General features: G+C 72.6%; 19 protein-coding genes. 8 read left to right on the top strand and 11 right to left on the bottom strand.

The window, feature by feature from the left end; all coding sequences use genetic code 11:
- Positions 1–4: 4 nt before the first annotated feature.
- The 6 genes from ACI2K4_RS15290 to ACI2K4_RS15265 form a co-directional block, all read right to left on the bottom strand.
- Positions 5–157 (bottom strand): hypothetical protein, encoded by a 153-nt coding sequence (locus ACI2K4_RS15290; protein WP_404511594.1) that lies wholly within the window; start codon positions 155–157, stop codon positions 5–7.
- A gap of 194 nt (positions 158–351) precedes the next feature.
- Positions 352–2,055, bottom strand: coding sequence for an acyclic terpene utilization AtuA family protein (locus tag ACI2K4_RS15285; RefSeq protein WP_404511592.1), 1,704 nt, complete (start codon positions 2,053–2,055; stop codon positions 352–354).
- Positions 2,052–2,924 carry a TIGR03084 family metal-binding protein gene (locus ACI2K4_RS15280; RefSeq protein WP_404511589.1) on the bottom strand — a complete coding sequence of 291 codons (873 nt, stop codon included), beginning with the start codon at positions 2,922–2,924 and terminating at the stop codon, positions 2,052–2,054. The genes ACI2K4_RS15285 and ACI2K4_RS15280 overlap by 4 nt, the downstream gene beginning before the upstream one ends.
- A complete protein-coding gene (locus tag ACI2K4_RS15275; protein ID WP_404511849.1) occupies positions 2,924–3,553 on the bottom strand; it encodes a TetR/AcrR family transcriptional regulator in 630 nt (209 codons plus the stop codon). Before ACI2K4_RS15275 ends, ACI2K4_RS15280 begins: the two co-directional genes overlap by 1 nt.
- Before the next feature lie 174 nt (positions 3,554–3,727).
- Positions 3,728–4,477, bottom strand: coding sequence for a metallophosphoesterase family protein (locus ACI2K4_RS15270; protein WP_404511587.1), 750 nt, complete (start codon positions 4,475–4,477; stop codon positions 3,728–3,730).
- 170 nt (positions 4,478–4,647) lie between these two features.
- Positions 4,648–5,325, bottom strand: coding sequence for a Crp/Fnr family transcriptional regulator (locus ACI2K4_RS15265; protein WP_404511585.1), 678 nt, complete (start codon positions 5,323–5,325; stop codon positions 4,648–4,650).
- A gap of 338 nt (positions 5,326–5,663) precedes the next feature.
- Between ACI2K4_RS15265 and ACI2K4_RS15260 the strand changes: the two genes are divergently transcribed.
- The 5 genes from ACI2K4_RS15260 to ACI2K4_RS15240 all read left to right on the top strand — a co-directional run bounded on the left by ACI2K4_RS15260 (position 5,664) and on the right by ACI2K4_RS15240 (position 10,259).
- The gene (locus ACI2K4_RS15260) at positions 5,664–6,854 is read left to right on the top strand and encodes a CapA family protein (RefSeq protein WP_404511583.1); all 1,191 of its coding nucleotides are present in this window, start codon (positions 5,664–5,666) and stop codon (positions 6,852–6,854) included.
- Between the two features lie 111 nt (positions 6,855–6,965).
- Positions 6,966–7,691: an endonuclease III gene (gene nth, locus ACI2K4_RS15255; RefSeq protein ID WP_404511847.1), complete on the top strand. Its 726-nt coding sequence runs from the start codon at positions 6,966–6,968 to the stop codon at positions 7,689–7,691.
- Complete coding sequence (locus ACI2K4_RS15250; RefSeq protein ID WP_404511581.1) at positions 7,688–8,299, top strand: TlpA family protein disulfide reductase; 612 nt, start codon at positions 7,688–7,690, stop codon at positions 8,297–8,299. The genes nth and ACI2K4_RS15250 overlap by 4 nt, the downstream gene beginning before the upstream one ends.
- The gene (locus tag ACI2K4_RS15245) at positions 8,296–9,021 is read left to right on the top strand and encodes an NUDIX hydrolase (RefSeq protein ID WP_404511579.1); all 726 of its coding nucleotides are present in this window, start codon (positions 8,296–8,298) and stop codon (positions 9,019–9,021) included. The genes ACI2K4_RS15250 and ACI2K4_RS15245 overlap by 4 nt, the downstream gene beginning before the upstream one ends.
- Before the next feature lie 59 nt (positions 9,022–9,080).
- A complete protein-coding gene (locus ACI2K4_RS15240; RefSeq protein ID WP_404511577.1) occupies positions 9,081–10,259 on the top strand; it encodes a MarP family serine protease in 1,179 nt (392 codons plus the stop codon).
- Between the two features lie 67 nt (positions 10,260–10,326).
- Here the strand turns inward: ACI2K4_RS15240 and ACI2K4_RS15235 are convergent, their stop codons facing one another.
- The 3 genes from ACI2K4_RS15235 to eccCa form a co-directional block, all read right to left on the bottom strand.
- Positions 10,327–10,857, bottom strand: a complete 531-nt coding sequence (locus tag ACI2K4_RS15235) for a GNAT family N-acetyltransferase (RefSeq protein WP_404511575.1) — start codon at positions 10,855–10,857, stop codon at positions 10,327–10,329.
- Positions 10,858–10,892: 35 nt separating this feature from the next.
- The gene (gene mycP, locus ACI2K4_RS15230; protein ID WP_404511573.1) at positions 10,893–12,305 is read right to left on the bottom strand and encodes a type VII secretion-associated serine protease mycosin; all 1,413 of its coding nucleotides are present in this window, start codon (positions 12,303–12,305) and stop codon (positions 10,893–10,895) included.
- Between the two features lie 86 nt (positions 12,306–12,391).
- Positions 12,392–16,414, bottom strand: a complete 4,023-nt coding sequence (eccCa, locus tag ACI2K4_RS15225) for a type VII secretion protein EccCa (protein ID WP_404511571.1) — start codon at positions 16,412–16,414, stop codon at positions 12,392–12,394.
- A gap of 218 nt (positions 16,415–16,632) precedes the next feature.
- On the opposite strand from eccCa, the gene eccD reads away from it, so the two are divergent.
- Positions 16,633–18,060: a type VII secretion integral membrane protein EccD gene (gene eccD / locus ACI2K4_RS15220; protein WP_404511569.1), complete on the top strand. Its 1,428-nt coding sequence runs from the start codon at positions 16,633–16,635 to the stop codon at positions 18,058–18,060.
- A gap of 115 nt (positions 18,061–18,175) precedes the next feature.
- Here eccD and ACI2K4_RS15215 read toward each other — a convergent pair whose 3' ends face one another.
- Positions 18,176–18,685 carry an inorganic diphosphatase gene (locus tag ACI2K4_RS15215; RefSeq protein ID WP_404511567.1) on the bottom strand — a complete coding sequence of 170 codons (510 nt, stop codon included), beginning with the start codon at positions 18,683–18,685 and terminating at the stop codon, positions 18,176–18,178.
- A 638-nt stretch (positions 18,686–19,323) separates the two neighbouring features.
- The gene (locus ACI2K4_RS15210) at positions 19,324–20,064 is read right to left on the bottom strand and encodes a hypothetical protein (protein ID WP_404511565.1); all 741 of its coding nucleotides are present in this window, start codon (positions 20,062–20,064) and stop codon (positions 19,324–19,326) included.
- A gap of 61 nt (positions 20,065–20,125) precedes the next feature.
- On the opposite strand from ACI2K4_RS15210, the gene dacB reads away from it, so the two are divergent.
- Together dacB and ACI2K4_RS15200 are read left to right on the top strand one after the other, a co-directional pair.
- Positions 20,126–21,580, top strand: a complete 1,455-nt coding sequence (dacB, locus tag ACI2K4_RS15205; protein ID WP_404511563.1) for a D-alanyl-D-alanine carboxypeptidase/D-alanyl-D-alanine-endopeptidase — start codon at positions 20,126–20,128, stop codon at positions 21,578–21,580.
- 123 nt (positions 21,581–21,703) lie between these two features.
- The gene (locus tag ACI2K4_RS15200) at positions 21,704–22,774 is read left to right on the top strand and encodes a zinc-dependent metalloprotease (RefSeq protein WP_404511561.1); all 1,071 of its coding nucleotides are present in this window, start codon (positions 21,704–21,706) and stop codon (positions 22,772–22,774) included.
- Positions 22,775–22,783: the final 9 nt, after the last annotated feature.

Below are 22,783 nucleotides of genomic sequence, written 5' to 3'. Positions count from 1 at the left end.
CACGTCAGCTTCCCATGCCCTTCGCGATGATCCTGCTCATGATCTCCGTGGTGCCGCCGTGACCGCCCGTCGTACGACCCGAGCGGTTGCCCGGACCGCCCCGGACGCCCTGGTGCAGATCGACGCCCGCCATGACGAAGGCGATGGTCCGAGCCATCGCCAACTCCGTAACGATCCGCTCGCCACTGTCGATACGGACCCACCCCGGTTGGACAGGTGTGCGAACCCGCCACGCCGACGAACACACCGAACCGCGCCCCACCGCCGCCGCCCCGCCCCTCGCCGTACCCCCGGCCCCGCCCCTCACCGCGTCCCCGGCCCCGCCCCTCACCGCGTCCCCGATGTCGGTCCTCACCTCGGCTCCAGCAGGTTTGCCGGCAGGTCGACGATCCGGGCCCGGAGCAGCTCACCGAGCGCCTTTGCCTGCGGGTCGAACCGGGTCGACGCGGCCACCCCGGCGCCGAGCAGACCCCGGATCACGAAGTTGACCGCGCGCAGGTTCGGCAACTCGTACCGCTCGACGGTCAACTCCGCCGTCTCCGGCAGCAGCTCCCGCAACCGTTCGACGGTCAGCCAGCCGCGCAGCCAGCCGTACCCGTCGGTCGACCGCGCCCACACCCCGAGGTTCGCGTCGCCCCCCTTGTCCCCCGACCGCGCCCCCACCACCATCCCCAGTGGACCACGCAAGGAAGGGCCCCCTGTTATCGGATTTTGTATAGGAAGGGGCCCTTCCAAACGCCGGAACGGGGGTGGGGCGGTGACCGGCGGGGCGGGGATCGGCAGCTCTTGCCCCGAGGGGAGCACGGCTCGGTGGGACACCGCCTCCTGGGGCAGCTCACTCGCGGTGAAGACGCCGTACGGGCTGGCGTCACCGGGCACGGAGGTCAGCGTGCAGCCGGGATAGGAGGCGAGCGCCAGCTCCACCACCGCCGCTGAGAAGGCCCGCCCGGACCGCTTCCCGTCACCGTCGCGCACGTGTACGTGCAGCAGCGCGCTCGCCGCTTCGGTCTCCACCGCGTCGACATGGTCCGTACGCGCCAACCCGAACTCCAGCCCGTCCGACCCGACCGCCTCGACGATCTGCGCCTTTACCAGCTCCGCCTTCGCTTCGATATCAAGTCCACAAAGGACAAACGTGGCGCTGTTCCGGTAACCGCCGAGCGAGTTCACGCCGACCTTCAGGGTGGGCGGCGGTGGCGTCCCACGTACGCCGCCGACCCGCACCCGGTCCGGCCCGTCGACGGTCAACGTGACGGTGTCGAGCCGGGTCACCACGTCCGGGCCGAGATAGTCCGGGCCGCCGATCTCGTACAGAAGCTGCGCGGTGACGGTTTCCGGCGTCACCGCACCCCCGGTGCCCGGATGTTTGGTGATGACCGAGCTGCCGTCCGGGTACAGCTCGGCGACGGGAAAACCGGGTCGCCGCCCGCCGTCCGGCAACTCGGTGAAGAAGCTGAAGTTGCCGCCGGTCACCTGCGCCCCGCATTCGAGCAGGTGCCCGGCGACGGTCGCCCCGGCGAGCCGGTCGAAGTCCCCCGGGGACCAGCCGAACCGGGCGACCGCCGGCCCGACCACCAGCGACGCGTCCGTGACCCGCCCGGTCACCACCACGTTCGCGCCCCCGGCCAGGCACTCCGCGATTCCGAACGCCCCCAGGTACGCGTTTGCCGTCAACGCTCCCGGCTGCTCCACCGCGTCACCGGTGACATGACCGATCCGGGCCGGCACGTCCAGCCGTGCCGCCAGCGCCCGGAGCGCGTCCGCCAGCCCGGCCGGATTGAGCCCACCGGCGTTGGTCACGATGGTCACCCCACGTTCGACCGCCAGCCCCAGGCAGGTCTCCATCTGGCGCAGAAACGTGCGGGCGTAACCGAGCGAACCGTCCCGCAGCCGGTCCCGGCCGAGGATCAACATGGTCAGCTCGGCCAGGTAGTCACCGGTCAGCACGTCGAGCTGTCCGCCGTCGAGCATCTCCCGCCAGGCGCCGAACCGGTCACCGTAGAACCCGGACGCGTTGCCGACCCGCAGGATCTTCGGGGCGGTGGGCGTACTCATGGTTGTCCACCCACGCGCCGCAACCGGCCGGCGACGTCCCGCCCGACGCCCGGCTCCCGCCCCGCACCAGGCGGGCCGGCGAACGCCTGCGCCACGTCCAACCACTCGTCGGCGACCCGCCCGGAGGCGACCAGGGCCAGGTCCGTCCGGTGCCGTCGCTGGGTCACCAGTAGACAGAAGTCCAGCGCCGGCCCGGCGACCCGGTCGGCCGCGTCGGCCGGTCCGAAGACCCACTCGTCACCGTCGGGCGCGCGGAGCTCGACCCGGACCGGCACGTCGGGCGTGGCCAGGCCGTGGGTCGCGAAGCTGTGCCCGAGGGTACGGAACCCGAGGTACGCCACGTGCCGCAGCCGCCCGCTCGGGTTGCGACTCACCCCGAGCGTGTCCGCGATGTCCTGCCCGTGTGCCCAGGTTTCCATGATCCGGGCGGTCGCCATCGAGGCGGCCGACATCCGCGTGCCGTACCAGGGCAGTCTGGTGTCGCCCGGGATCGTGCCCAGTACGGCACTCAGCGCCGACCGCCCCGCCCGCCACCGTTCCAGCAGGGCCGTCGGCACCCCCGCCCGATCCACCGCCCCGCCCGGCGTGGCGGCCATCACCTCGTCCAACAACTCGTTCGCGCCCCGGTCCACAAAACCGCCCGGGTCGGTCGCCGCGTGTCGGATCGAGGCGAAGAACGTCGACGCGTCGGTCGCCGCCAGCAGTGCCACGTGATCGGTCCAGGCCAGGTGCGCGATCTGGTGGGCGATGGTCCAGCCCGGCGCCGGGGTCGGCTCCGCCCAGTCCACCGCCGGCCGCTCGGCGACCAGCGCGTCGAGCCCCCTCGACTCCTCGTCCAGATCGTCGAGGAGCCGACCCATCTCCACCATCACGCCTCCCCACCGGTTGATCCGGTCGGCTCGACGATCGCCGCGAGCTGCCGCTTCCAGGCACCCAACAAGGCCGTACGCCGAACCGAATCGTCCGAGAGCAGGTTCGCCACGCCGAGCCCGCGCAGCAGGTCCAGGGTCGCCTGCACCGACTCGCGTACGCTCGGGATCCGTTCGTCGGCACCGAGCAGTTCGACGGTGAGCCGGTGCATCTCGCGCCCCACCCGGGCCTCCAACGGCACCAGCGCCCCACGCAACCCAGGGTCCGTACGCCCGGCCAACCAGAGTTCGAGCGCGGCCACGAAGAGCGGCCCGGTGAACGCGGCGGCCAGCATGTCGATCACCCGGTCGAGCCGGTCGGGGCCGGACGGAAGGGTTGCCGCCTCGGCCCGGATCTCCACCGCCCGACGCTCGGCGAGATGCTCCACGGCCGCCATCACCAGGGCGGCCTTGGTCGGGTAGTGGTGCAACTGGGCGCCCCGCGAGACGCCGGCCCGAGTCGCCACCACCGTGCTCGTGGTCCCGGACCAACCGAACTCGACCAGGCACTCCACAGTGGCCTCCAACAGCCGGGCCTGGGTCGCCCGACTCCGTTCCTGCTGCGGCACACGCGTAGGGGCGGACACCAGCACAGCGTGCCGCCCCTAAAACAAACAGTCAAGCCTGACTTTTTCAGCCCGCGCCCGCACCCTGAAGTCCCGCAGCAACCAGGTCAGGGGTTGGGGGCCAGCGTGCCCCGCGTCGGGATCAAGCCTGACCGCCCAGAGCGGGGCACGCTGGCCCCCAACCCCCACCCGAAACCCTCAACGCCCATCCCGAGCCCCGAAAACCCCCAACGCCTCAGCATCCCCAGCCCGCGAGTGCAGGTAATAGTCAGCCCAAGCCCCAGCCTCGGCATAACCCGACTCCCCGGCGACCCGAACACAAGCCGCCTCGATGTCGTACGCCGTCCGCCGCAACTGCACGCCCGGCCCGAGCAGAGCCCAGTGCGCGCCCGAGCGCCCGTACGGCATGCCGACGCTGCCCGGGTTCACCACCAACCGCCGATGCGCGAGCCGGACGTACGGCATGTGGGTGTGCCCGCAGACCACCGTCTCCACCTCGTCCGGCAGCCCGGCGAAGACCTCCGCCCACCGCTCCAGCCGCGAGTCGACCAGCACGACCTCCTCGTCGTCGCGCGGGGTCGCGTGGCAGAACAGCACGCTGCCGAGCCCGGTGACCGGCAGCGTGACCGACTCCGGCATACCGGCGAGCAGTTCGAGCTGGTCGTCGCGGAGCTGCTCGGCGGCCCAGGGCGCGATCGGGTCCCGGATCGTGGACTCCTTGCCGGCCCGGTGCTCGACCAGCTCCCGGTCGGCGTTGCCCCGCACCCAGACCACCCGGTCGCCGAGCGCGACCAGTCGGTCCAGCACCTCGACCGGTTGCGGACCGGCGGCGAGGTCACCGGTCAGCACGATCCGGTCGGCGGAGGCGACCTCCGGTTCGGCGAGCACCGCGTCGAGCGCGGGCAGGACCCCGTGGATGTCGGAGAGGACGGCGACGCTCTTCCACATCGCCCCAGCCTGGCCCGCACCCGGCGACCCGGTCCAGGCGTTTTAGCAGAGAGCAGAAAGTCCGACTCGGCAGCCGATCGGGGATTCGGGGCATGCGCGGGGACGATCAGGGACAGCAGAAGCGGGAACCGCCGCTGGGCGATTCCCGCTGGTGCCGTACGTGGTGTGGCTCAGACGCGGGCGCGACGGGCCAGACGCTCCGGGTCGAGGATGATGATGCTCTTGCCGTCCAGCCGCAGCCAGCCACGCGAGGCGAAGTCGGCCAGCGCCTTGTTCACCGTCTCCCGGGAGGCGCCGACGAGCTGGGCGATCTCCTCCTGGGTCAGGTCGTGCGTGACCCGCAGGACGCCGCCGTCCCGGGTGCCGAACCGGCCCGCCATCTGGAGCAGGTTCTTCGCCACCCGACCCGGCACGTCCGTGAAGATCAGGTCGGCGAGCGAGTCGTTCGTCCGGCGCAGCCTGCGGGCGAGCACCCGGAGCAGTTGCTCGGCTATCTCCGGCCGGTTGGCCAGCCAGGGCCGCAGCGCCTGCTTGCGCAGCCGTACGAGCTTCGTGTCGGTGACCGCGGTAGCGGTGGCCGTACGCGGACCCGGGTCGAAGAGGGACAACTCCCCGACCATGTCCGACGGACCCATCACGGCGATCAGATTCTGTCGGCCGTCCGCGGCGCGTCGACCGACCTTGATCTTGCCGGTGAGTAGGATATAGAGGCTGTCACCGGGTTCGCCCTCGTTAAAGACGATTTCGCCCTTGCGGACGTCAATCGTCTCCATCTCCTTGGCGAGCGCCTCGGCCGCTTCCGGGTCTACGCCCTGGAAGATCCCGCTGCGGGCCAAAACCTCGTCCATCGCGCACCTCCGACTGCGCGCACCCCGCCGGCCGGGTCCGCCGGCCGATGATCCGTCGCGCGCCGCCAAGTCTAAGCGCACGTCAACGGGATCCGGGGGTGCACCCCTGGAAACTTGATCCGGCACGGTAACCCGTCCGACCATGACAACGGCTATCATCCGCGCGCCAGGCACCTCCGTCCACCCGGGCGGCCGGCGACGCCCCGGCCAGCCGGGCCAATGGGTGCCTCACCGCCGGTCCGTCCCGGACGTCCGAATATTGCCGACCGAGGTGACCGGTCCTCCCCGTCCGAATGGTGGACCTCGGCAGGTCAGCGGGTTATGTAGCGTCGCGATCGATGTACGACAGCAGCCGTACCCCGTCAGCCCCGCGCCGGAAGCGTCGTGGCTCCGGCCGTTCCGTCCTGGTGGCCGGGGCGGTCCTGGTGCTGCTGCTCGGCGTGGCGCTCGCCGGGCTGGCCGCCGTACGTCTGCTCGGCGGTAACTCCTCCGCGCCCCGGTGGCAGGTCGAGTCCTCCGCCGGTGCCGGTGACACGGAGACGCCGAGTCCCACCCCGAGCGCCCCCAAGGTCATCTCGTTGTCCGCGACCGGCGACATCATCATGGGCAACGCCCCGGACCGGCTGCCGCCGAACGGGGGCAAGGGTTTCTTCGACCCGGTCAAGCAGGCACTCGCCGCCGACCTGGTGATGGGCAACCTGGAAGAACCGATAACGGACGACACCGGCACCTCCAAGTGCGGCGCCGACGCCACCCAGTGCCACCAGTTCCGGGTCCCCCCGGCGTACGCCGCGCACCTCAAGGACGCCGGCTTCGAGCTGCTCAACCAGGCCAACAACCACGGCAACGACTTCGGGCCGGCGGGTTACCGCAACACCCAGCGGCACCTCAGGGAGCAGGGGCTGGCGCACACCGGGGCGCCGAACGAGATCACCGTGCTCGAGGTCGAGGGCGTGCAGGTCGCCGTGATCGGCTTCTCCGCGTACGCCTGGAACAACAGCGTGATCAACATCCCGGTGGCCGAGAAGCTGGTGAAGAAGGCGACCGGCATGGCCGACCTGGTGGTGGTGCAGGCGCACATGGGCGGCGAGGGAAGCGACAAGATCCACGTCAGGCCCGGTACGGAGATGTTCCTCGGGGAGAACCGGGGCGACCCGATCAAGTTCTCGCACGCGATGGTCGACGCCGGGGCGGACCTGATTGTCGGGCACGGGCCGCACGTGCTGCGCGGGATGGAGTTCTACCGGGGGCGGCTGATCGCGTACAGCCTGGGCAACTTCGCCGGTGGCGCCGGGGCGCTGAACAACAGCGGTCGACTGGGCTGGGGCGGGGTGCTGAAGGTGTCGCTCACCGCCGACGGGGGCTGGGCCGGCGGCGAGTTCGTCTCGACGTACATGAACGGTGCCGGCAAGCCGACCCCGGACGGTCAGCGGCGCGGGCTGAAGGCGGTACGGGAGCTATCCGAGGCGGACTTCGCCGGCACGGCTCCGGCCTTCGACCCGACCGGGAAGATCGCTCCGGCCACCTGACCGGCAGGATCGACCGGGAGGTCGGTGGGCCGACGTAGGCTGACCGACGTGAGTCGTACCCCTGCCCCGCGTGTCGAGACCGACCTCGGCCGCAAGCGACGGGCCCGCCGGATGGGCCGGGTGTTGGCCGAGACGCACCCGGACGCCCACTGCGAGTTGGACCACGACGGACCGTTGCAACTCGCCGTGGCCACGATCCTCTCCGCGCAGGCCACCGACAAGAAGGTCAACGAGGTCACGCCGAAACTCTTCGCCCGCTACCGCACGGCCGAGGACTACGCCGCGGCGGACCGGGCCGAGGTGGAGGAGCTGATCCACCAGACCGGCTTCTTCCGCAACAAGACCACCTCGCTGATCAACCTGGGGCGGGCGCTGGTCGAGCGGTACGACGGCCAGGTGCCGGGCAAGCTGACCGACCTGGTGACCCTGCCCGGGATCGGGCGCAAGACGGCGAACGTCATCCTCGGCAACGCCTTCGACGTGCCGGGCATCACGGTCGACACGCACTTCCAGCGACTGACCCACCGGTGGAAGTGGACCGAGGAGACCGACCCGGTCAAGATCGAACACGCGGTCGGGGCGCTGTTCCCGAAGCGCGACTGGACCATGCTCTCGCACCGGGTGATCTTCCACGGCCGGCGGGTCTGCCACGCCCGTACGCCCGCCTGCGGCGCCTGCACCCTCGCCCCGCTCTGCCCGTCGTACGGCCTCGGCCCCACCGAGGCGCCGGCCGCCGCCAAGCTGCTCAAGGGGCCACGGGCCCGGGAACTCGCGGTCCAGGCCGGCATCGACCCGACGCTCGTCCCGGTGGCGGCGGTGGCGGCTGAGGCGCCGTGAGACGACCACTCGCCGGGCTGCTGCTGCCCCTGCTCCTGCTCGCCACGGCGGCCTGTGGCCGGTCCGGTCCGGCCGCTCCGGCACCCGAGCGGCCGGCACCGTTCGCCGACTGCGCCGGGTTGACCGAGTCGCCGGCCGGCGCACCCACCGACGGGTCGGCCGGGCGGCCGGACGGGTCGAGCAAGCCCCTGCCGGACGTGGCGCTGCCCTGCTTCACCGGTGGCGCGGAGGTGTCGCTCGGTGCCGTACGCGGCCCTGCGGTGATCAACCTCTGGGCCTCCTGGTGCCCGCCGTGCCGCAAGGAACTGCCGGCCTTCCAACGGCTCGCCGACCGGACCAGCGGGAAGCTGCACGTCATCGGGGTGGACAGCCGGGACCCCGACCGGGACGACGCCCGGGACCTGGCCGACGAACTCGGCCTGACCTTCCCGACCCTCTTCGATCCGGCCGAGAAGGCACGGCTCGGGCTCGCCGCGCCCGGACTCCCCACCACCGTCTTTGTCGACGGGCAGGGGCGGGTCCGGCACCTCGACGTCTCCGGCGCGCTCGACGACTCCACCCTGGCCGCCCTGGTCGAGCGGCACCTCGGGGTGGTGGCGCCGGCATGAGCACCGAACTTCCCCCGTGGTGTGAGCCGCTGGTCAGCCGGGTCAGGACCGCGCGCACCGAGGACTTCACCCAACTCCGTACGCCGACCAGTGGCGGCCGGGCCAGCGCCGTGCTGGTCCTGCTCGGCGAGGACCCGGCGCACGGACCCGACGTACTGGTGCTCCAGCGCGCCGCGAGAATGCGTACCCACGCCGGACAGCCGGCGTTTCCCGGCGGCGCCGCCGACCCGGACGACTCGGGTCCGGTCGCGACCGCGCTGCGCGAGGCGGAGGAGGAGGTCGGTCTCGACCCGTCCACCGTGACCGTGCTGGCGCAACTCCCGCCGCTCTGGATCCCGGTGAGCGACTTCGTGGTCACCCCGATCCTCGCCTGGTGGCACGAGCCGCACCCGGTGCACGCCCGGGAGCCGGACGAGGTCGCGCACGTCGCCCGACTGCCGGTCGCCGAACTGGTCGACCCGGCCAACCGGGTACGGGTCCGCCACCCCAGCGGCTGGATCGGCCCCGCCTTCCAGGTCCGGGGCATGCTCGTCTGGGGCTTCACCGCCGGGGTGCTGGGTGCCCTGCTCGGCATGGGCGGGTGGGACCGGCCCTGGCCACAGGACCGAATTGTCGAGCTTCCACCGGTCGGTGCCGCCCCGGCCCCGTACGCGGGCGGGGACGACGAGGACGAACTGGCCGACTCCGGACCGGCGAACGGAGCCGCCATTACCGGGCGTTGATTCCGGGCCACTCCGAGCGGGCTGTCATCTACCGGGCGCCGCCCCCGTAGTCTGGACCCGTGTCGGTGGTGGATGTGGTCCTGATCCTGCTCATGCTGGTGTTCGCCATCACCGGCTATCGACAGGGCTTTGTCATCGGCGCGCTCTCCTTCGTCGGGTTCTTCGTCGGCGCGTTGATCGGACTGCAACTCGGCCCGCTCCTGGCCGAGCAGTTCTCCGGCGAGGCGATGCGGATCCTGGTCGCGCTGATCGCGATCTTCGGGCTGGCGGTGCTCGGCCAGACCCTCTCCGGCTGGGTCGGTTCGCACCTGCGGCACGCGATCAGCAGCCCGGTGGGGCGCAAGGCCGACGACATCGGTGGTGCCTTTGTCTCGCTCTTCGCGGTGCTGCTGGTCGCCTGGCTGGTCGCGGTCCCGCTCGGGTCGTCGTCGCTGCCCGGACTGGCCAGCGCGGTACGCCACAGCGCACTGCTCGGCGTGGTCGACAAGGTGTTGCCGGCGCAGGCCCAGGCCCTCTCGAACCAGTTGCGGGACACGGTCGACACGAACGGCTTCCCGGACGTGTTCGGCGGCCTGGCCCCGACCCGGGCCCGGGAGGTGGCCCCGCCTGATCCGGCACTCGCCGGTTCGCAGGTGGTGGTCAACGGGCAGCGGTCGGTGGTGAAGGTGCTCGGGTCCGCCCCCTCCTGCTCCCGCCGGATCGAGGGCTCCGGCTTTGTCTACGCCGACGACCGGGTGATGACCAACGCGCACGTGGTCGCCGGGACCAAGACCGTCTCGGTGGAGGTCGAGGGCGACCGGCACAGCGGCCGGGTGGTCGTCTACGACCCGGAACGCGACCTGGCCGTGATCTACGTGCCGGGGCTGACCGCGCCGGTGATGCCGTTCGCGCCGCGCCAGGCGGCGAGCGAGGCGGACGCCATCGTGCTCGGCTTCCCACTGGACGGGCCGTACAACGCCCAGGCGGCCCGGGTCCGGGACGTCACCAAGATCACCGGTCCGAACATCTACGACTCCGGGGACGTCACCCGGGAGATCTACACCATCCGGTCACTGGTGCAGAGCGGCAACTCCGGCGGCCCGTTGGTCGCGCCGAACGGGCAGGTGCTCGGCGTCATCTTCGCCGCGGCGGCGGACGATCCGAACACCGGCTTCGCGGTGACCGCCGAGGAGGCCAAGCCGGTGGCCGAGGCCGGCGCCGAACGTACCCGGGCCACCGGGACCGGCGCCTGCACCTAGCCCCGGGGCAGGCGGCGGAGAGGTCCGGCGGTGACGGCGACGAGCGGCGTCGCGACCGGCGGAGCCGCTAGTCGCGGCGTTTGCGATAGAGGACCTGGCGGCGCAGTTGGGGCGAGTCCGGCTCCGGGTCGTCGAAGTCCTCCGCCGGATCGGTGGTCATGCCGAGCCGGCGCATCACCGCCTGCGAGCGCAGGTTGGTGGTGGCCGTGACGGCCAGGATCTCGGGCAGGTCGACCGGGCCGAAACCGTACGCCAGCGCCGCCCGCGCCGCTTCGGTCTCGTACCCGTGTCCCCATCCGGGCCGGGCCAACCGCCAGCCGATCTCCACCCCGTCGAAGGGCAGACCCTCGTCCACCCGGTCCAGCCCGGTGAACCCGACGAACTCGCCGGTCGACCTGACCTGTACGGCCCAGAAGCCGAAGCCGTTGCGGTCGAGGTCCTCCTGGAAACGCCGCATCGAGTCCGCCGCCTCCTGCGCGGTGAGGAGCCGGCCGAGATGCTCGCGTACCTCCGGGTCCGCGTTCATCGCGGCCCAGATCGGAAGATCGGATTCCTGCCAGTCGCGCAGGATCAGGCGTTCGGTGTTGATCTCGACCACCGGGTGAGACTAGCCCCGGGCCGACCGCGATTCCGTCAGGATTCGCTTGACGGTTCCGGGGTGGGGTCCGGTCCGGCGGGTGGTGGCTCGGTGAGCGTCCGATCCCGTTGTCCGCGCAGCCGCCACACCCGACCCGGTACGCCCTGCGCGTGCTGGATCCGGTTCACCAGCAGCGCGCTGCCGACGAGTACGACCACCAGGAGCAGGCTGCCGACCCAGACCTCCGGCGGTCCGGCCGGTCCCTCCAGGCCGCCGGCTGGCTGAGCCGCCCAACGGATCCGGTTGCCCGGCGTGGGGACGTGCGACTCGTCCGGCTGTTGGCTGCCCGTCCCGCTCGCCGAGTTGACGCCCGGTGCCGGCCCGAAGCCGGACTCACCGGGGGAGTCGTTGTCGTCGAGCGGATTGCGGGGCACCGCGTCGACCTGGGACTGCAACGCCGCGAGCGGGTTGACCAGACCGAAGCCGAACTGGTCGTCACGGCCAGCCGGTCCCAGGTCGCGGGCGGTGCGGACCAACCGGTTCACCACGTCGGCGGCGGACATGTGCGGCCACCTGGACCGGACCAGGGCGGCCGACGCGGTGACCATCGGCGCCGCGAAGCTGGTGCCCTGGACCCGCCAGTAGCCGCCGTCCCGACCGGCCCCGTAGAGGCCGGTCGCCGGGGCGGTCAGCACCGTCTGTCGACCGGTGATCGAGTCGGACCAGAGCCGGTCGGTGTCGCGTTCCATGCCCGAGACGGCGACCACGCCCGGCTCCCGGGCCGGGTACCAGATGTCGGTCGAGGCGGAGACGCCCTTGTTGCCCGTACAGGCGACGACGACCACGTCCCGGACGAACGCGTAGTCGAGCGCGGCGGCCAGGGCCGGGCTGGTGCCGGTGCCGCCGAGGGAGAGGTTGACCACCCGGGCGCCGTTGTCCACCGCCCAACGCAGACCCTTCGCCACGATCATCGCGTCGTCGTAGCGGTTCTCCGCGTCCAGCACCCGGACCGGCAGGATCTTCGCCTTCGGCGCCAGCCCGGCCACCCCACGGGTGTCGTCGTTGCGACCGGCGATCAGCCCGGCCACCGTTGTGCCGTGACCGACCGGGTCCGTCTGCCCGTTACCGCCCGGCTGTACCAGGTCGGTGCCGGGCAACACCTGGCCGGCGAGGTCGGGATGCTTGCTGTCGACCCCTGAGTCGATCACCGCGACGGTGACGCCCTCGCCGGTCGAGAGTTTCCAGAGCGCCTTGGCGTCGAACTTGTCGAGCTGCCACTGCTCGTCCCGGACACTGTCGGCCTTGACCGGCATCGCCACCGGTTGGGTCGCCAACGCCGGCCGGGTACGCGGCGCGGCCGTCGCCATCGCCGGACCGGCCAGGGCCAGACCGACCCCGAGCATGGCGAGCAGCGCCGACACGGCAGCCCGTGCTCCGGCACGACGGTCTCGGTACACCAGCCCTGTCACAGCTTGGCCATTTCACCCCGGTGGAAACGTGATGCACGGAGGTTACCCCTTTTCACTGTGGTGGCGGGGCAAACGAGGTGAATCGATCACACCGGGGGCAGATGGGCGAGTTGGATCAGCCGTACGCCCTCCTTGCGCGTCACCAGCCGACCCCGTCCCGGTGGCATCGGGCCGGGGCGCACCGCACCCACCAGAGCACCCTCGTCCTTGTCCCCGGACATCACCAGGCCGGGCGAGGAAAGCTCGCGTAGCCGCTGGATGATCGGCTCGTAAAGGGACCGGGACGCGCCACCGGACCGGCGGGTCAGCACCAGGTGCAGCCCGATGTCCCGGGCCTGCGGCAGGAACTCCTCCAGCGGTCGCAGCGGGTTCGACGGCCCGGTCGCGACCAGGTCGTAGTCGTCGACCAGGACGAACAGCTCCGGCCCGGTCCACCAGGACCGGTCCTTCAACTGGGCGGGGGTGACGTCCGGGCCGGGCAGCCGGCGCTGCATGTAACCGGCCGCCGACTCGATCAACTCGGCGGTGGCGGCGGCCGCGGTGCCGTACCCGATCAGGTGTTCGCTCTGGATCACCCCGAGCAGGCTGCGCCGGTAGTCGACCAGGATCACCCGCGCCTGCTCCGGGGTGAACCGGTTGGTGATCGTGGTGGCGAGCGCGCGCAGGAACGACGACTTGCCGCACTCCGCGTCGCCGAAGAGCAGGAAGTGCGGTTCGCTGGCGAAGTCGAGCGCGACCGGCCGCAGGTCCGCCTCGGCGATGCCGATCGGCAGCCGCAGGCCGATGGTCCCGGCCAGGTCCACCTCCGCGTACGGCAGCACCGGCGGGAGCAGCCGCACCCGGGGCGCGGGTGGGCCGGACCAGCCGCTGGCCACCGCCTTGATCAACGAAGGGGTGTCGCCACCGAGGCTGGCCAGTCCGGGCAGCGCGGTGAGGAAGTGCAGGCTCTCGGCGGTGATGCCCCGACCCGGCGTCTTCTCCGGCACGTTCGCCGCCGACTTACGCGAGACGATCGAGTCGGTCGGGTCGCCGAGACGCAGTTCGAGCCGGGAGCCGAACAGGTCCCGGATGGCCGGGCGGAAGTCCATCCAGCGCGGCGCGGCGGCAACCACGTGTACCCCGTACGAGAGGCCACGGGTGGCGATGTCGGTGATCATCGGCTCCAGGTCGTCGTACTCGCCGCGCAGCGTCGGCCAGCCGTCGACCACCAGGAACACGTCCCCGAACGGGTCGGCACCGGGCCCGGCACCACCGGCCGCGCGCCGCTTGCGGTACGCCACCATCGAGTCGACCCCGAGGTCGGCGAAGCGCCGCTCCCGCTCGGCGAGCAGGGTGGAGATCTCGCCGATGGTGCGACGTACGGCGGCCGTGTCGAGCCGCCCGGCCACCCCGCCGACGTGCGGCAGGTCGCGCAGCGCGGCCAACGCGCCACCGCCGAAGTCCAGACAGTAGACCTGCACCTCGGCCGGGGTGTGGGTGAGCGCCAGCCCGCAGATCAGCGTGCGCAGCAGGGTCGACTTGCCACTCTGCGGCCCGCCGACGACGGCGACGTGGCCGGCGGCCGAGTCCAGGGCCAGCCAGAGCAGGTCACGCCGCTGCTCGAACGGCTTGTCGATCAGCGCCACCGGCACCTGGAGCCCACCGTGCAGCTCCGGGTTGCCGAAGGTCAGCCCCCGGGCCGGGTCGCTGACCACCGGGCCGAGCAGTTCGTCCAGGGCGGGTGCCTGGGCCAGCGGCGGCAGCCACACCTGGTGGGCCGGCGGCCCCTGCCCGACCAGCCGGGAGACCATCACGTCGAGCAGGCTCTGCCCGGCCGGAACCTCCTCCGGCACCGGGGCGGCGGTGGTCACCGGATCGGGCACCGGCACGAAGTGGGTCGAGTAGTTCAGCAGGCGGGGAGCGCCGGACTGGCCACCGCCGGCCCCGCCGAGCCCGTCGCGGCGGAAGGCGCCGGAGACGTACGCCGCCTTGAACCGGACCAGCGGCTCGGTGCCGAACTTGAGGTACCCGTGTCCGGGGGAGCGGGGCAACTCGTACGCGTCCGGCACGCCGAGCACCGCCCGCGACTCCAGTGCCGAGAACGTCCGCAACCCGATCCGGTACGAGAGGTGCGTGTCCAGCCCGCGCAGCCGTCCCTCCTCCAGCCGCTGCGAGGCCAGCAGCAGGTGTACGCCGAGCGACCGACCCAGCCGTCCGATCTGCACGAAGAGATCGATGAAGTCGGGCTTGGCGGAGAGCAGTTCGGAGAACTCGTCGCAGATGATCAGCAGCGACGGCAGCGGGGCGAGCGCCGCCCCACCGCCCCGGGCCTTCTCGTAGTCGCGCAGCGAGGCGAAGTTGCCGGCCCGGCGGAGCAACTCCTGGCGGCGGATCAGCTCGCCGTTGATCGCGTCCACCATCCGGTCGACCAGGGGCAACTCGTCGGCCAGGTTGGTTATCACCGCGGCGGTGTGCGGCAACCGGTCCAGCGAGGAGAAGGTCGCGCCACCCTTGAAGTCGACCAGGACGAAGTTGAGCGCCTCGGAGGAGTGCGTGGCGGCGAGCCCGAGCACCAGCGTACGGAGCAGCTCGGACTTGCCCGAGCCGGTCGCGCCGATGAGCAGCCCGTGCGGACCCATGCCGTCCTGCGCCGACTCCTTCAGGTCCAGTTCGATCGCGCCGCCGTCGCCGGCCACCCCGATCGGCACCCGCAGCCGGTCCCGGGCCGGTCGCGGCGCCCAGCCCTGCGCCGTGGTGAAGTTGTCCGGGTCGCCGATGCCGAGCAACTCGGCGAGCCCCATCTCGGCGTTCAGCGGGGTGTCGGCGCCCTTGGCGGCGGCGGCCAGCCGCAGCGGGGCGAGCCGGCGGGCGACCGCCTCGGCCTCCACCACGGTCAGCCGGTCCGGCGTGCCCACCTCGGCCTGCCCGTCCATCGAGTACGTGTTCAACCGCCCGGCGCGCACCTCCAGCACCAGCATCGACCGGTCCAGCAGGCGGGGCGGCGGGCTGTCCAGGTCGACGATCGTCACCGCGTCGATGCCGCCGTCGCTGACCAGGGCCGTCGCGCCGGTGAGGTCCCCGCCGTCGAGCACCACCACCACGTGTGGCCCGTCGGTCGCCGGCCCGGCCGGGCTGAACCGGGACCGGTTGCCGATCACCTCGTCGAGCAGCGCCTCCAACTCGACGGCACTGCTCGCCACCAGGCGTACCGGACCGAGCGCGTCGACCCGGCTCGGGTGGGCGGCGTGCGGCAGCCACTTGAGCCACTCCCAGAGCGGCCGGCGCTCCGGCCCGGCGCAGACCGCGACCAGCAGCTCGTCCGGGGCATGGAAGACGGAGAGCTGGGTCAGCATCGCCCGGGCCAACGCCTGGGCGCCCTCCGCGCCGGTCCCCGGAGCGCCGAGACCGGACTCGGTCCAGCCCAGCTCGGGACGGCCCAGCTCGGGACGGCCCAGCTCGGCCCGGGGCGCGTCACCCCGGACGAACACCCGGGCGAAGGCCCGCAGCGAGAGCGCGACCGGTAGGTCCGGCACCACCGCGTACGCGTCCAGGAACCGACGCAGCGCGCCGGCCGTCATCGGCTCCAGATCCTCCAACGGCCGGGTCACCGGTGGAATGAGCGGAGTGGCCAGGGTCTGCGGGCCGACCGCCACCCGGACCACGCCGAAGTCCGGGTCGGCCGGACGGCGCTCCCAGACCCGGTGACTGCCCACCGTGGACCAGAGCCGGGCCGGGTCGGGGTGTCGGTAGAAGAGGCCGGCACGCTGCTTGCCGGCGGTCTCCCGGACCCGGCGGCGCAGCGTGGCCAGGTGCCGCAGGTACTCCCGGCGGGCCGCCATCATCTCGGCCTTCTTCGGGGTGCCGGAGGCGCTGCCCCAGGAGGAGGCGAGCATGGCCAACGACGAGACTCCGAACATCGCGCCGACCACGTAGGAGTACGCCCCGCCGCCCCGACCGAACATCATCGCCATCGCGACCGAGCCGCCGAGCATCGGCAGCACCATCATGAGCTGCTGCATCCGACCACCGGTGGCGGCCGGGATCTCCGGCGGCGGGTCGACCGGCAGTTCGCCGGTCGGGATGTCCGGCGCGGGGCGGCGCGGCGGCCGCTTGATCACGACCGTGCTCACGCCGCCGCCCTCCAGGTGTACGTGCCGGCCGTCCGGCCGAAGTACCTTGTGGTCGTCCGGTCGAAGTGTGCCGCGACCGTCCGAACGCCACCGTCGGGGACGGCACCGCGCCCGCTCATCCGATCTCCCCCTGACGTTCGGTCGGCCAAGCCCGGCTCATGGTAGGTAAAGTGCGGTCGTCTGCGCAGCCGTGGCCGGCCGGTGATGGAGGATTGTCGATGAGTAGCGGACTGGCCAGGGTCACCATCAGCGCACCCCAGCGCCGGGTGGACGTCGCGCTGCCGGAGCATCTACCGCTCGCCGAACTCCTGCCCGAAGTCCTCCGACACGCCGGGGACGGGCTGGCCGACGACGGCGAGCGGCACGGCGGCTGGGTGCTGCGACGTACCGACGGCGCTGTCCTGCAGAACGGTCAGGCGCTGCTCCCGCAGGGCGTACGCGACGGCGAGGTGCTGCATCTCGTACCGGCCCAGGCGCAGTGGCCGGAACTCGAGTACGACGACGTCGTGGAGGCGATCGCCGACGGGGCACGTCGCCGGGGTGCCGCCTGGTCCGGCCCGGCGACCCGGGCGGCCAGCCTGGCCGGAGCCGGTGGCCTGCTCGCGGTCGGGCTGGTGGCGGTCCTCGCGGGCGGGCCGGGGAGCGGGCTCGGGCCGATCGCCGCCCTGGTCATCGCCGTACTGCTGGCGCTCGCCGGGGTGGTCGCCTCCCGGGCGTACGGCGACGCCGCGGCCGGCGCCGCGCTCGGCGGTTACGCACTGCCGTACGCGTTTGCCGGTGGCGCGCTGACGATCGCCTCCGGTGACCCGGCCGGGGTACTGGCGCCGCTGCGCTGGCTCGGCGCGCCCGAGGCACTGGCCGGCTCGGTGGCGCTGCTGCTGGTCGCCGTACTCGGAGCGGTCGGGGTGGCCGCCGGGCTGCGGATCTTCGCGGCCGGTGCCACGGTCGGCCTGCTCGGCGCGCTGACCGCGCTGGCCGGGTTCGCGCTCTCCGCCGGTGGCGCCGCCGCGATCCTGCTGTCGGTGCTGGTCTGTGGGATCGGGGTGCTACCGCTGCTGGCGATCCGGTTCGGCAAGCTGCCGATGCCGCCGATCACCCTGCCCGCCGGCACCGACGGTACGGAGGGCTTCACCGCCGCCGGGGGCCCGCTCGACGGGGCACGGGAGCGACCCGAGCGGGGACGGGTGTTCGCCGCGGTCGCCCGTACCGAGGAACTGCTCACCGGCATGTTGATCGGGCACGCCGCGCTCGCCACGGTCGCCGCCGGACTGCTCGTGCTGGCCGGCGGGTTCGCCGGCCGCCTCCTGGTGGCGGTCGCGTCGGCGGCGCTGCTGCTGCGCTCCCGGCTCTTCGTCACGGTCCGCCAGCGGGTGCCGATGGTGGTCGCCGGCATCCTCGGCTTCGTGGTGCTCGGGCTGGCGCTGATCGCCCGTTCCGGTCCGGACGGGCTGCTGGTGCTGGTCGGGGCGGGACTGCTGCTGGCCCTGGTGACCGTCGGCGCGGGCGCCGCGTACGCGGACCGGGCCCCTTCGCCGTACCTCGGCCGGGCCGCCGACCTGGTCGACACCCTGATGGTGGTCTCGGTGGTGCCGGTGGCCTGTGCCGTGCTCGGCCTCTACGCCCAGGTACGTGGCCTGCTCGGCTGACCGCCCGGTGTCGCCCACCCCGGGCAGCCGGTGTTCGGCACGGCTGCCGGAACGACCGGGTTCCACCCGGTCCGATACCCGCCGGCCGACTCGCGGCCGGCGGGCCCGTACGCGCTCAGTGCGCGAAGGCGGTGCCGTTCTCCTCGGCCTCCTGCTGGCGCCGGATCGACGCCCGGATCTCCGCCTCGGCCTCGGTGCGGCCGACCCAGGTCGCGCCCTCCACCGACTTGCCCGGCTCCAGATCCTTGTAGACCTCGAAGAAGTGCTGGATCTCCAGGCGGTCGAACTCGCCCAGGTGGTGAATGTCGCGCAGGTGCTCCTGGCGGGGGTCCTCGTAGGGCACGCAGAGGACCTTGTCGTCCCCGCCCTTCTCGTCCTTCATCCGGAACATCCCGATAGTCCGGCAGCGGATCAGGCAGCCGGGGAAGGTCGGCTCGGGGACCAGGACCAGGGCGTCGAGCGGGTCGCCGTCCTCGCCGAGGGTGCCCTCGATGAAGCCGTAGTCCGCCGGGTACTGGGTCGAGGTGAAGAGGGTACGGTCCAGCCTGATCCGGCCGGTCGCGTGGTCGACCTCGTATTTGTTGCGGTGACCCTTGGGGATCTCAACCGTGACGTCGAAATCCATCTTCCACGCTCCCTCGTTCGCCGACGCTGGCTAACGGAATCTAGGCGGCGTGTGCCGGAGGAGCGTTGTCCCACTCCAACTTGATCCGGGCGCCGCTTAGTGTTCGGACGGAAGTAGTGTCACCTAGAGCCATTTGCCGACTGGGAGGAGGGGCCGGTGGAGAGTGAAGATTCACACTCGGGTTGGATGGACGAGTCGCGTACCCCGGCACCAACGTCGCCCGACCAGCGGCCTCCGACCCCGCCCGAGCAGGGGGTTTCGGCGAGTTCACCGTCCGACCGGGCCCCGGGCGGGCGCCCGACGTCCGGTAGGGCCAGTGTGCCCCAGCCGGGTGCCCCGGCGGGGGTAGATCGGCCCGACCCAACGCCGGAGACACCCCGCCCGGCCCCCGGAGCGGCTTCCGGAACGGCCCGCCCGAAGCCGCCGGCCCCTGCCGCCGTCTCCTCGACGCCGCCGACGCCGCCCGCCTCCCCGGCCCAGCCGGCCGCTCCCGTCTCGCCGGCCCAGCCGGCCTCCCCGGCATCTCCTCCTCTTTCTTCCTCCTCTCCTTCGGCACCACCAGCTTCCCCGGCGACTCCGGTCGGTTCGACGCCGCCGGCTTCCTCGGTCAACTCGTACGGCGTAGGGGTGCCGGCCGCCTACGGGGCGGCACGTCCCCTGCCGCCGGCCCCGTCGCCGCCGGTTTCGCAGCAGGCCGGGCAACCGCCGGCCACCGGGGCGGCCAGGGTGGTCCCGCCGCCCGCTCCGAACCCGCAGGTTGGTCCGGTGGACCGCGCGAACCAGCAGGCAACGGCTCCGCTGCCGGGCCGGGCAGCCGTTCCGGCGGCCGGCACGGCTCCGGCCCGGGCCGCTACTCCGGCCCGGGCCGCTACTCCGGCCCGGGCCGCTACTCCGGCCGTGCGGCCGAACCAGACCCCGACCGGCCCAGGCACCGGGTCGGATCCGACCCAGCCCATCCCAGCGGTCGGTTCGTCCGATCGGACCGAACCGATCCCGGTGGTCGGTTCGTCGGGTCGGACCGAACCGATCCCGGTGGTCGGTTCGTCGGGTCGGACCGAACCGATCCCGGTGGTTGGTTCGTCGGACCGGACCGAGCCGATCCCGGTGGTTGGTTCGTCGGACCGGACCGAGCCGATCCCGGTGGTTGGTTCGTCCGATCGGACCGGGCCGATTCCGGCGGTCGGTTCGTCGGACAACACCCAGGTCATCCCGACGGGTGGGCTGCCGGACCGGACCCGGGCCGCCACGCCGACAGTCGGCTCGGGCCAGACCCAGGCGGTCCCCCCGGGCTGGTCGTCGGCCCAGTACCAGGGCGGGGCGCCGGTGGCGCCGGAGAGCGCCGGACCGGGCCGCGCGAGCGTGCCGCTACCTCCGCCCACGATTTCCGGTCCGCCCGATTCGGCCACGCCAGCGAATCCACCTGCCCGGCGTCGGACCAGGATGCTGGCCGGCCTCGCCGTGGCCGTCGTCCTGACCCTCGCCGTGGCCGGAGTGGTCGTCGTACGACCCGGGCCGGTCGCCGGATGGCTGGGCGAGAGCGAGCCGTCGTCGGTGGCCAGTGCCGACCCACCGGAGCCGGCGCCCGCGCCCGTGCTCGTCGCCGTCGGTACCTCCGCGCCGACCCCGACCGAGGAGGGGCTGCGAGCCGTCCTGGACCCGCTGGTCGGCGCCACCGCACTCGGCCCCTCGGTGCACGTGTCGGTGGTCGACGTGACCACGAGGCAGCAGCTCTACGGCAAGGGACAGGCGGACCCGGCCGTACCCGCCTCGACCACCAAGCTGGTCACGGCGGCGACCGTACTCTCCGCCCGGGGCCCGGCGTACCGGATCCCCACCCGGGTGGTGGCCGGGGCCGCACCCGGCGAGGTGGTGCTGGTCGGCGGCGGCGACCCGACGCTCGCGATCAACGCCACCGGTATCTACCCCGGCGCCGGCCGGCTCGACCAACTCGCCGCCCAGGTCAAACAGGCGCTCGGCGGGGCCGTACCGACCAAGGTGACGGTCGACTCGTCGCTCTTCCCCGGGCCGGTCTACGGGCCCGGCTGGGACGACGACATCCCCACCGGCGGGTTCGCCGCGCCGATCATGGCGCTGATGACGGACGGCGGCCGGGTCGACCCCAAGGACAACATCAAGGGCGCCGCCCGGTACGAGAAGCCGGACATCATGGCGGGCCGTTTTCTCGCCAAGGCGCTCGGGCTGCCCCTGGCCTCGGTGAACGCGGTGGCCCGGGGAACCGCGCCGACCGCCCAGCCGGAGGCGACCGGCTCGCCGGCCCCGCCCGCCACCCCGACGACCGGTGGTGGCACGGTTGCCCCGGGCACCGAACTCGGTCGGGTCGAGTCCCCACCGATGGTCCGGCTGGTCGAGTTCATGCTGGCGGACAGCGACAACGTGGTCGGCGAGGCACTGGCCCGGCAGGTCGCCCTGGCCCGGGACCAGCCCGCGTCGTTCGACGGCGGTGCCGCGGCGATGGACACCGTGGTGGGTGAACTCGGGCTGCCGGTCGACCAGACGGCGGTCAGCGACGGCAGCGGACTGTCCCGGCAGAACCGGATCAGTCCGGCACTCCTCACCGACGTGTTGGCGCTCGCCGCCGACGGGTCGAAGCCGGAACTGGCCGGCATCTTCGCCGGGCTACCGGTCGCCGGCTGGTCTGGCACGCTCGCCGAGCGGTTCGCCAGCCCCAGCGCGGGCGCCGCGATCGGGGTGGTCCGGGCGAAGACCGGCACCCTGAGCAAGGTGAACTCGGTTGCCGGCGTCGTCACCACGAAGGACGGCCGGCTGCTGGCGTTCGCCGTACTGGCGGACCAGGTGCCGGTCGGGCCCGAGCAGGCGATGCCGGCGTTGGACCGGATCGTCGCCGCGCTGGCCGACTGCGGCTGCGCCGGCTGAACCGAGGGGTCCCGCCAACCGGCTCCGGTCACCGGCAACCCGGCCCGGACATCCGCGTACGGCAATCCGGCCATCCGCGTACGACCGGGGTGGGGGTGTGCGGGCGCGGGTACGGTGGGTGCCATGGCGCAGTTCGTGGACTGGGATCTGGCCGCCGCCACCGCCGGCGCGCTGGGCAAGACGGGCCCGAAGGTCTCGTACGAGGAGGCCACCGCGGTCGTGGGCGATCTGCGGCAGCTCACCGACGAGGCGGCGGGACACGTGGTCGCGTACACCGGGCTCAGGTCCCAGGTCGCGCACCCGCCGGTGCGCGTGGTCGACCGCCGGGACTGGGCCGCGACCAACATCGCCGGCCTGCGTGAGGTGATCACACCGCTGGTCACCCGGCTCTCCGGCGACAAGCAACCGGGCGCGATCAGCGACGCGATCGGGTCCCGGCTCACCGGCGTGCAGGCCGGGACCGTGCTGGCCTACCTCTCCGGCCGGGTCCTCGGTCAGTACGAGGTCTTCTCCGCCGACCCCGGGCAGCTCCTCCTGGTCGCACCGAACATCGTCGAGGTGGAGCGGAAACTGGAGGCCGAGCCGCGCGACTTCCGGCTCTGGGTCTGCCTGCACGAGGTCACCCACCGCACCCAGTTCACGGCGGTGCCGTGGATGCGCGGGCACTTCCTGGGCGAGGTGCAGGCATTCGTGGACGCCTCCCAGGCCGGTGGCGAGCATTTCACCGAGCGGCTGCGTCGCGGGGTGGCCACCCTCTCCGACTCGATCCGCAACCCGGAGAGCCGGGCCAGCGTGCTCGACATCGTGCAGACCCCCGGTCAGCGGGCCGTGCTCGACCGGCTCACCGCGCTGATGACCCTGCTCGAAGGGCACGCCGAGTTCGTGATGGACGGGGTTGGCCCGGAGGTGATCCCGAGTGTCGAACGGATCCGGGCCAAGTTCAACCGCCGCCGCGAGTCCGGCAACCCGTTGGAGAAGGCGGTCCGCAAGCTGCTCGGCGTGGACGTGAAGATGCGGCAGTACGCGGAGGGACGCAAGTTCGTACACGGTGTGGTGGACCGGGTCGGCATGGCCGGCTTCAACCGGGTCTTCAGCTCCCCGCTGACCCTGCCCCGGCTCGAAGAGCTCGCCGACCCGGACGCCTGGGTGAACCGGGTCCACGGCGCCACCGGCCCGACACCAGCCGCCGGCTGAGCCGCCCGG

Origin of the sequence: Micromonospora sp. NPDC050397, from assembly GCF_044901685.1 — a bacterium.
Lineage (GTDB): Bacteria > Actinomycetota > Actinomycetes > Mycobacteriales > Micromonosporaceae > Micromonospora_G.
The sequence above is the reverse complement of the archived record's forward strand: the minus strand, read 5'-3'. Positions and strand labels throughout refer to the sequence as shown.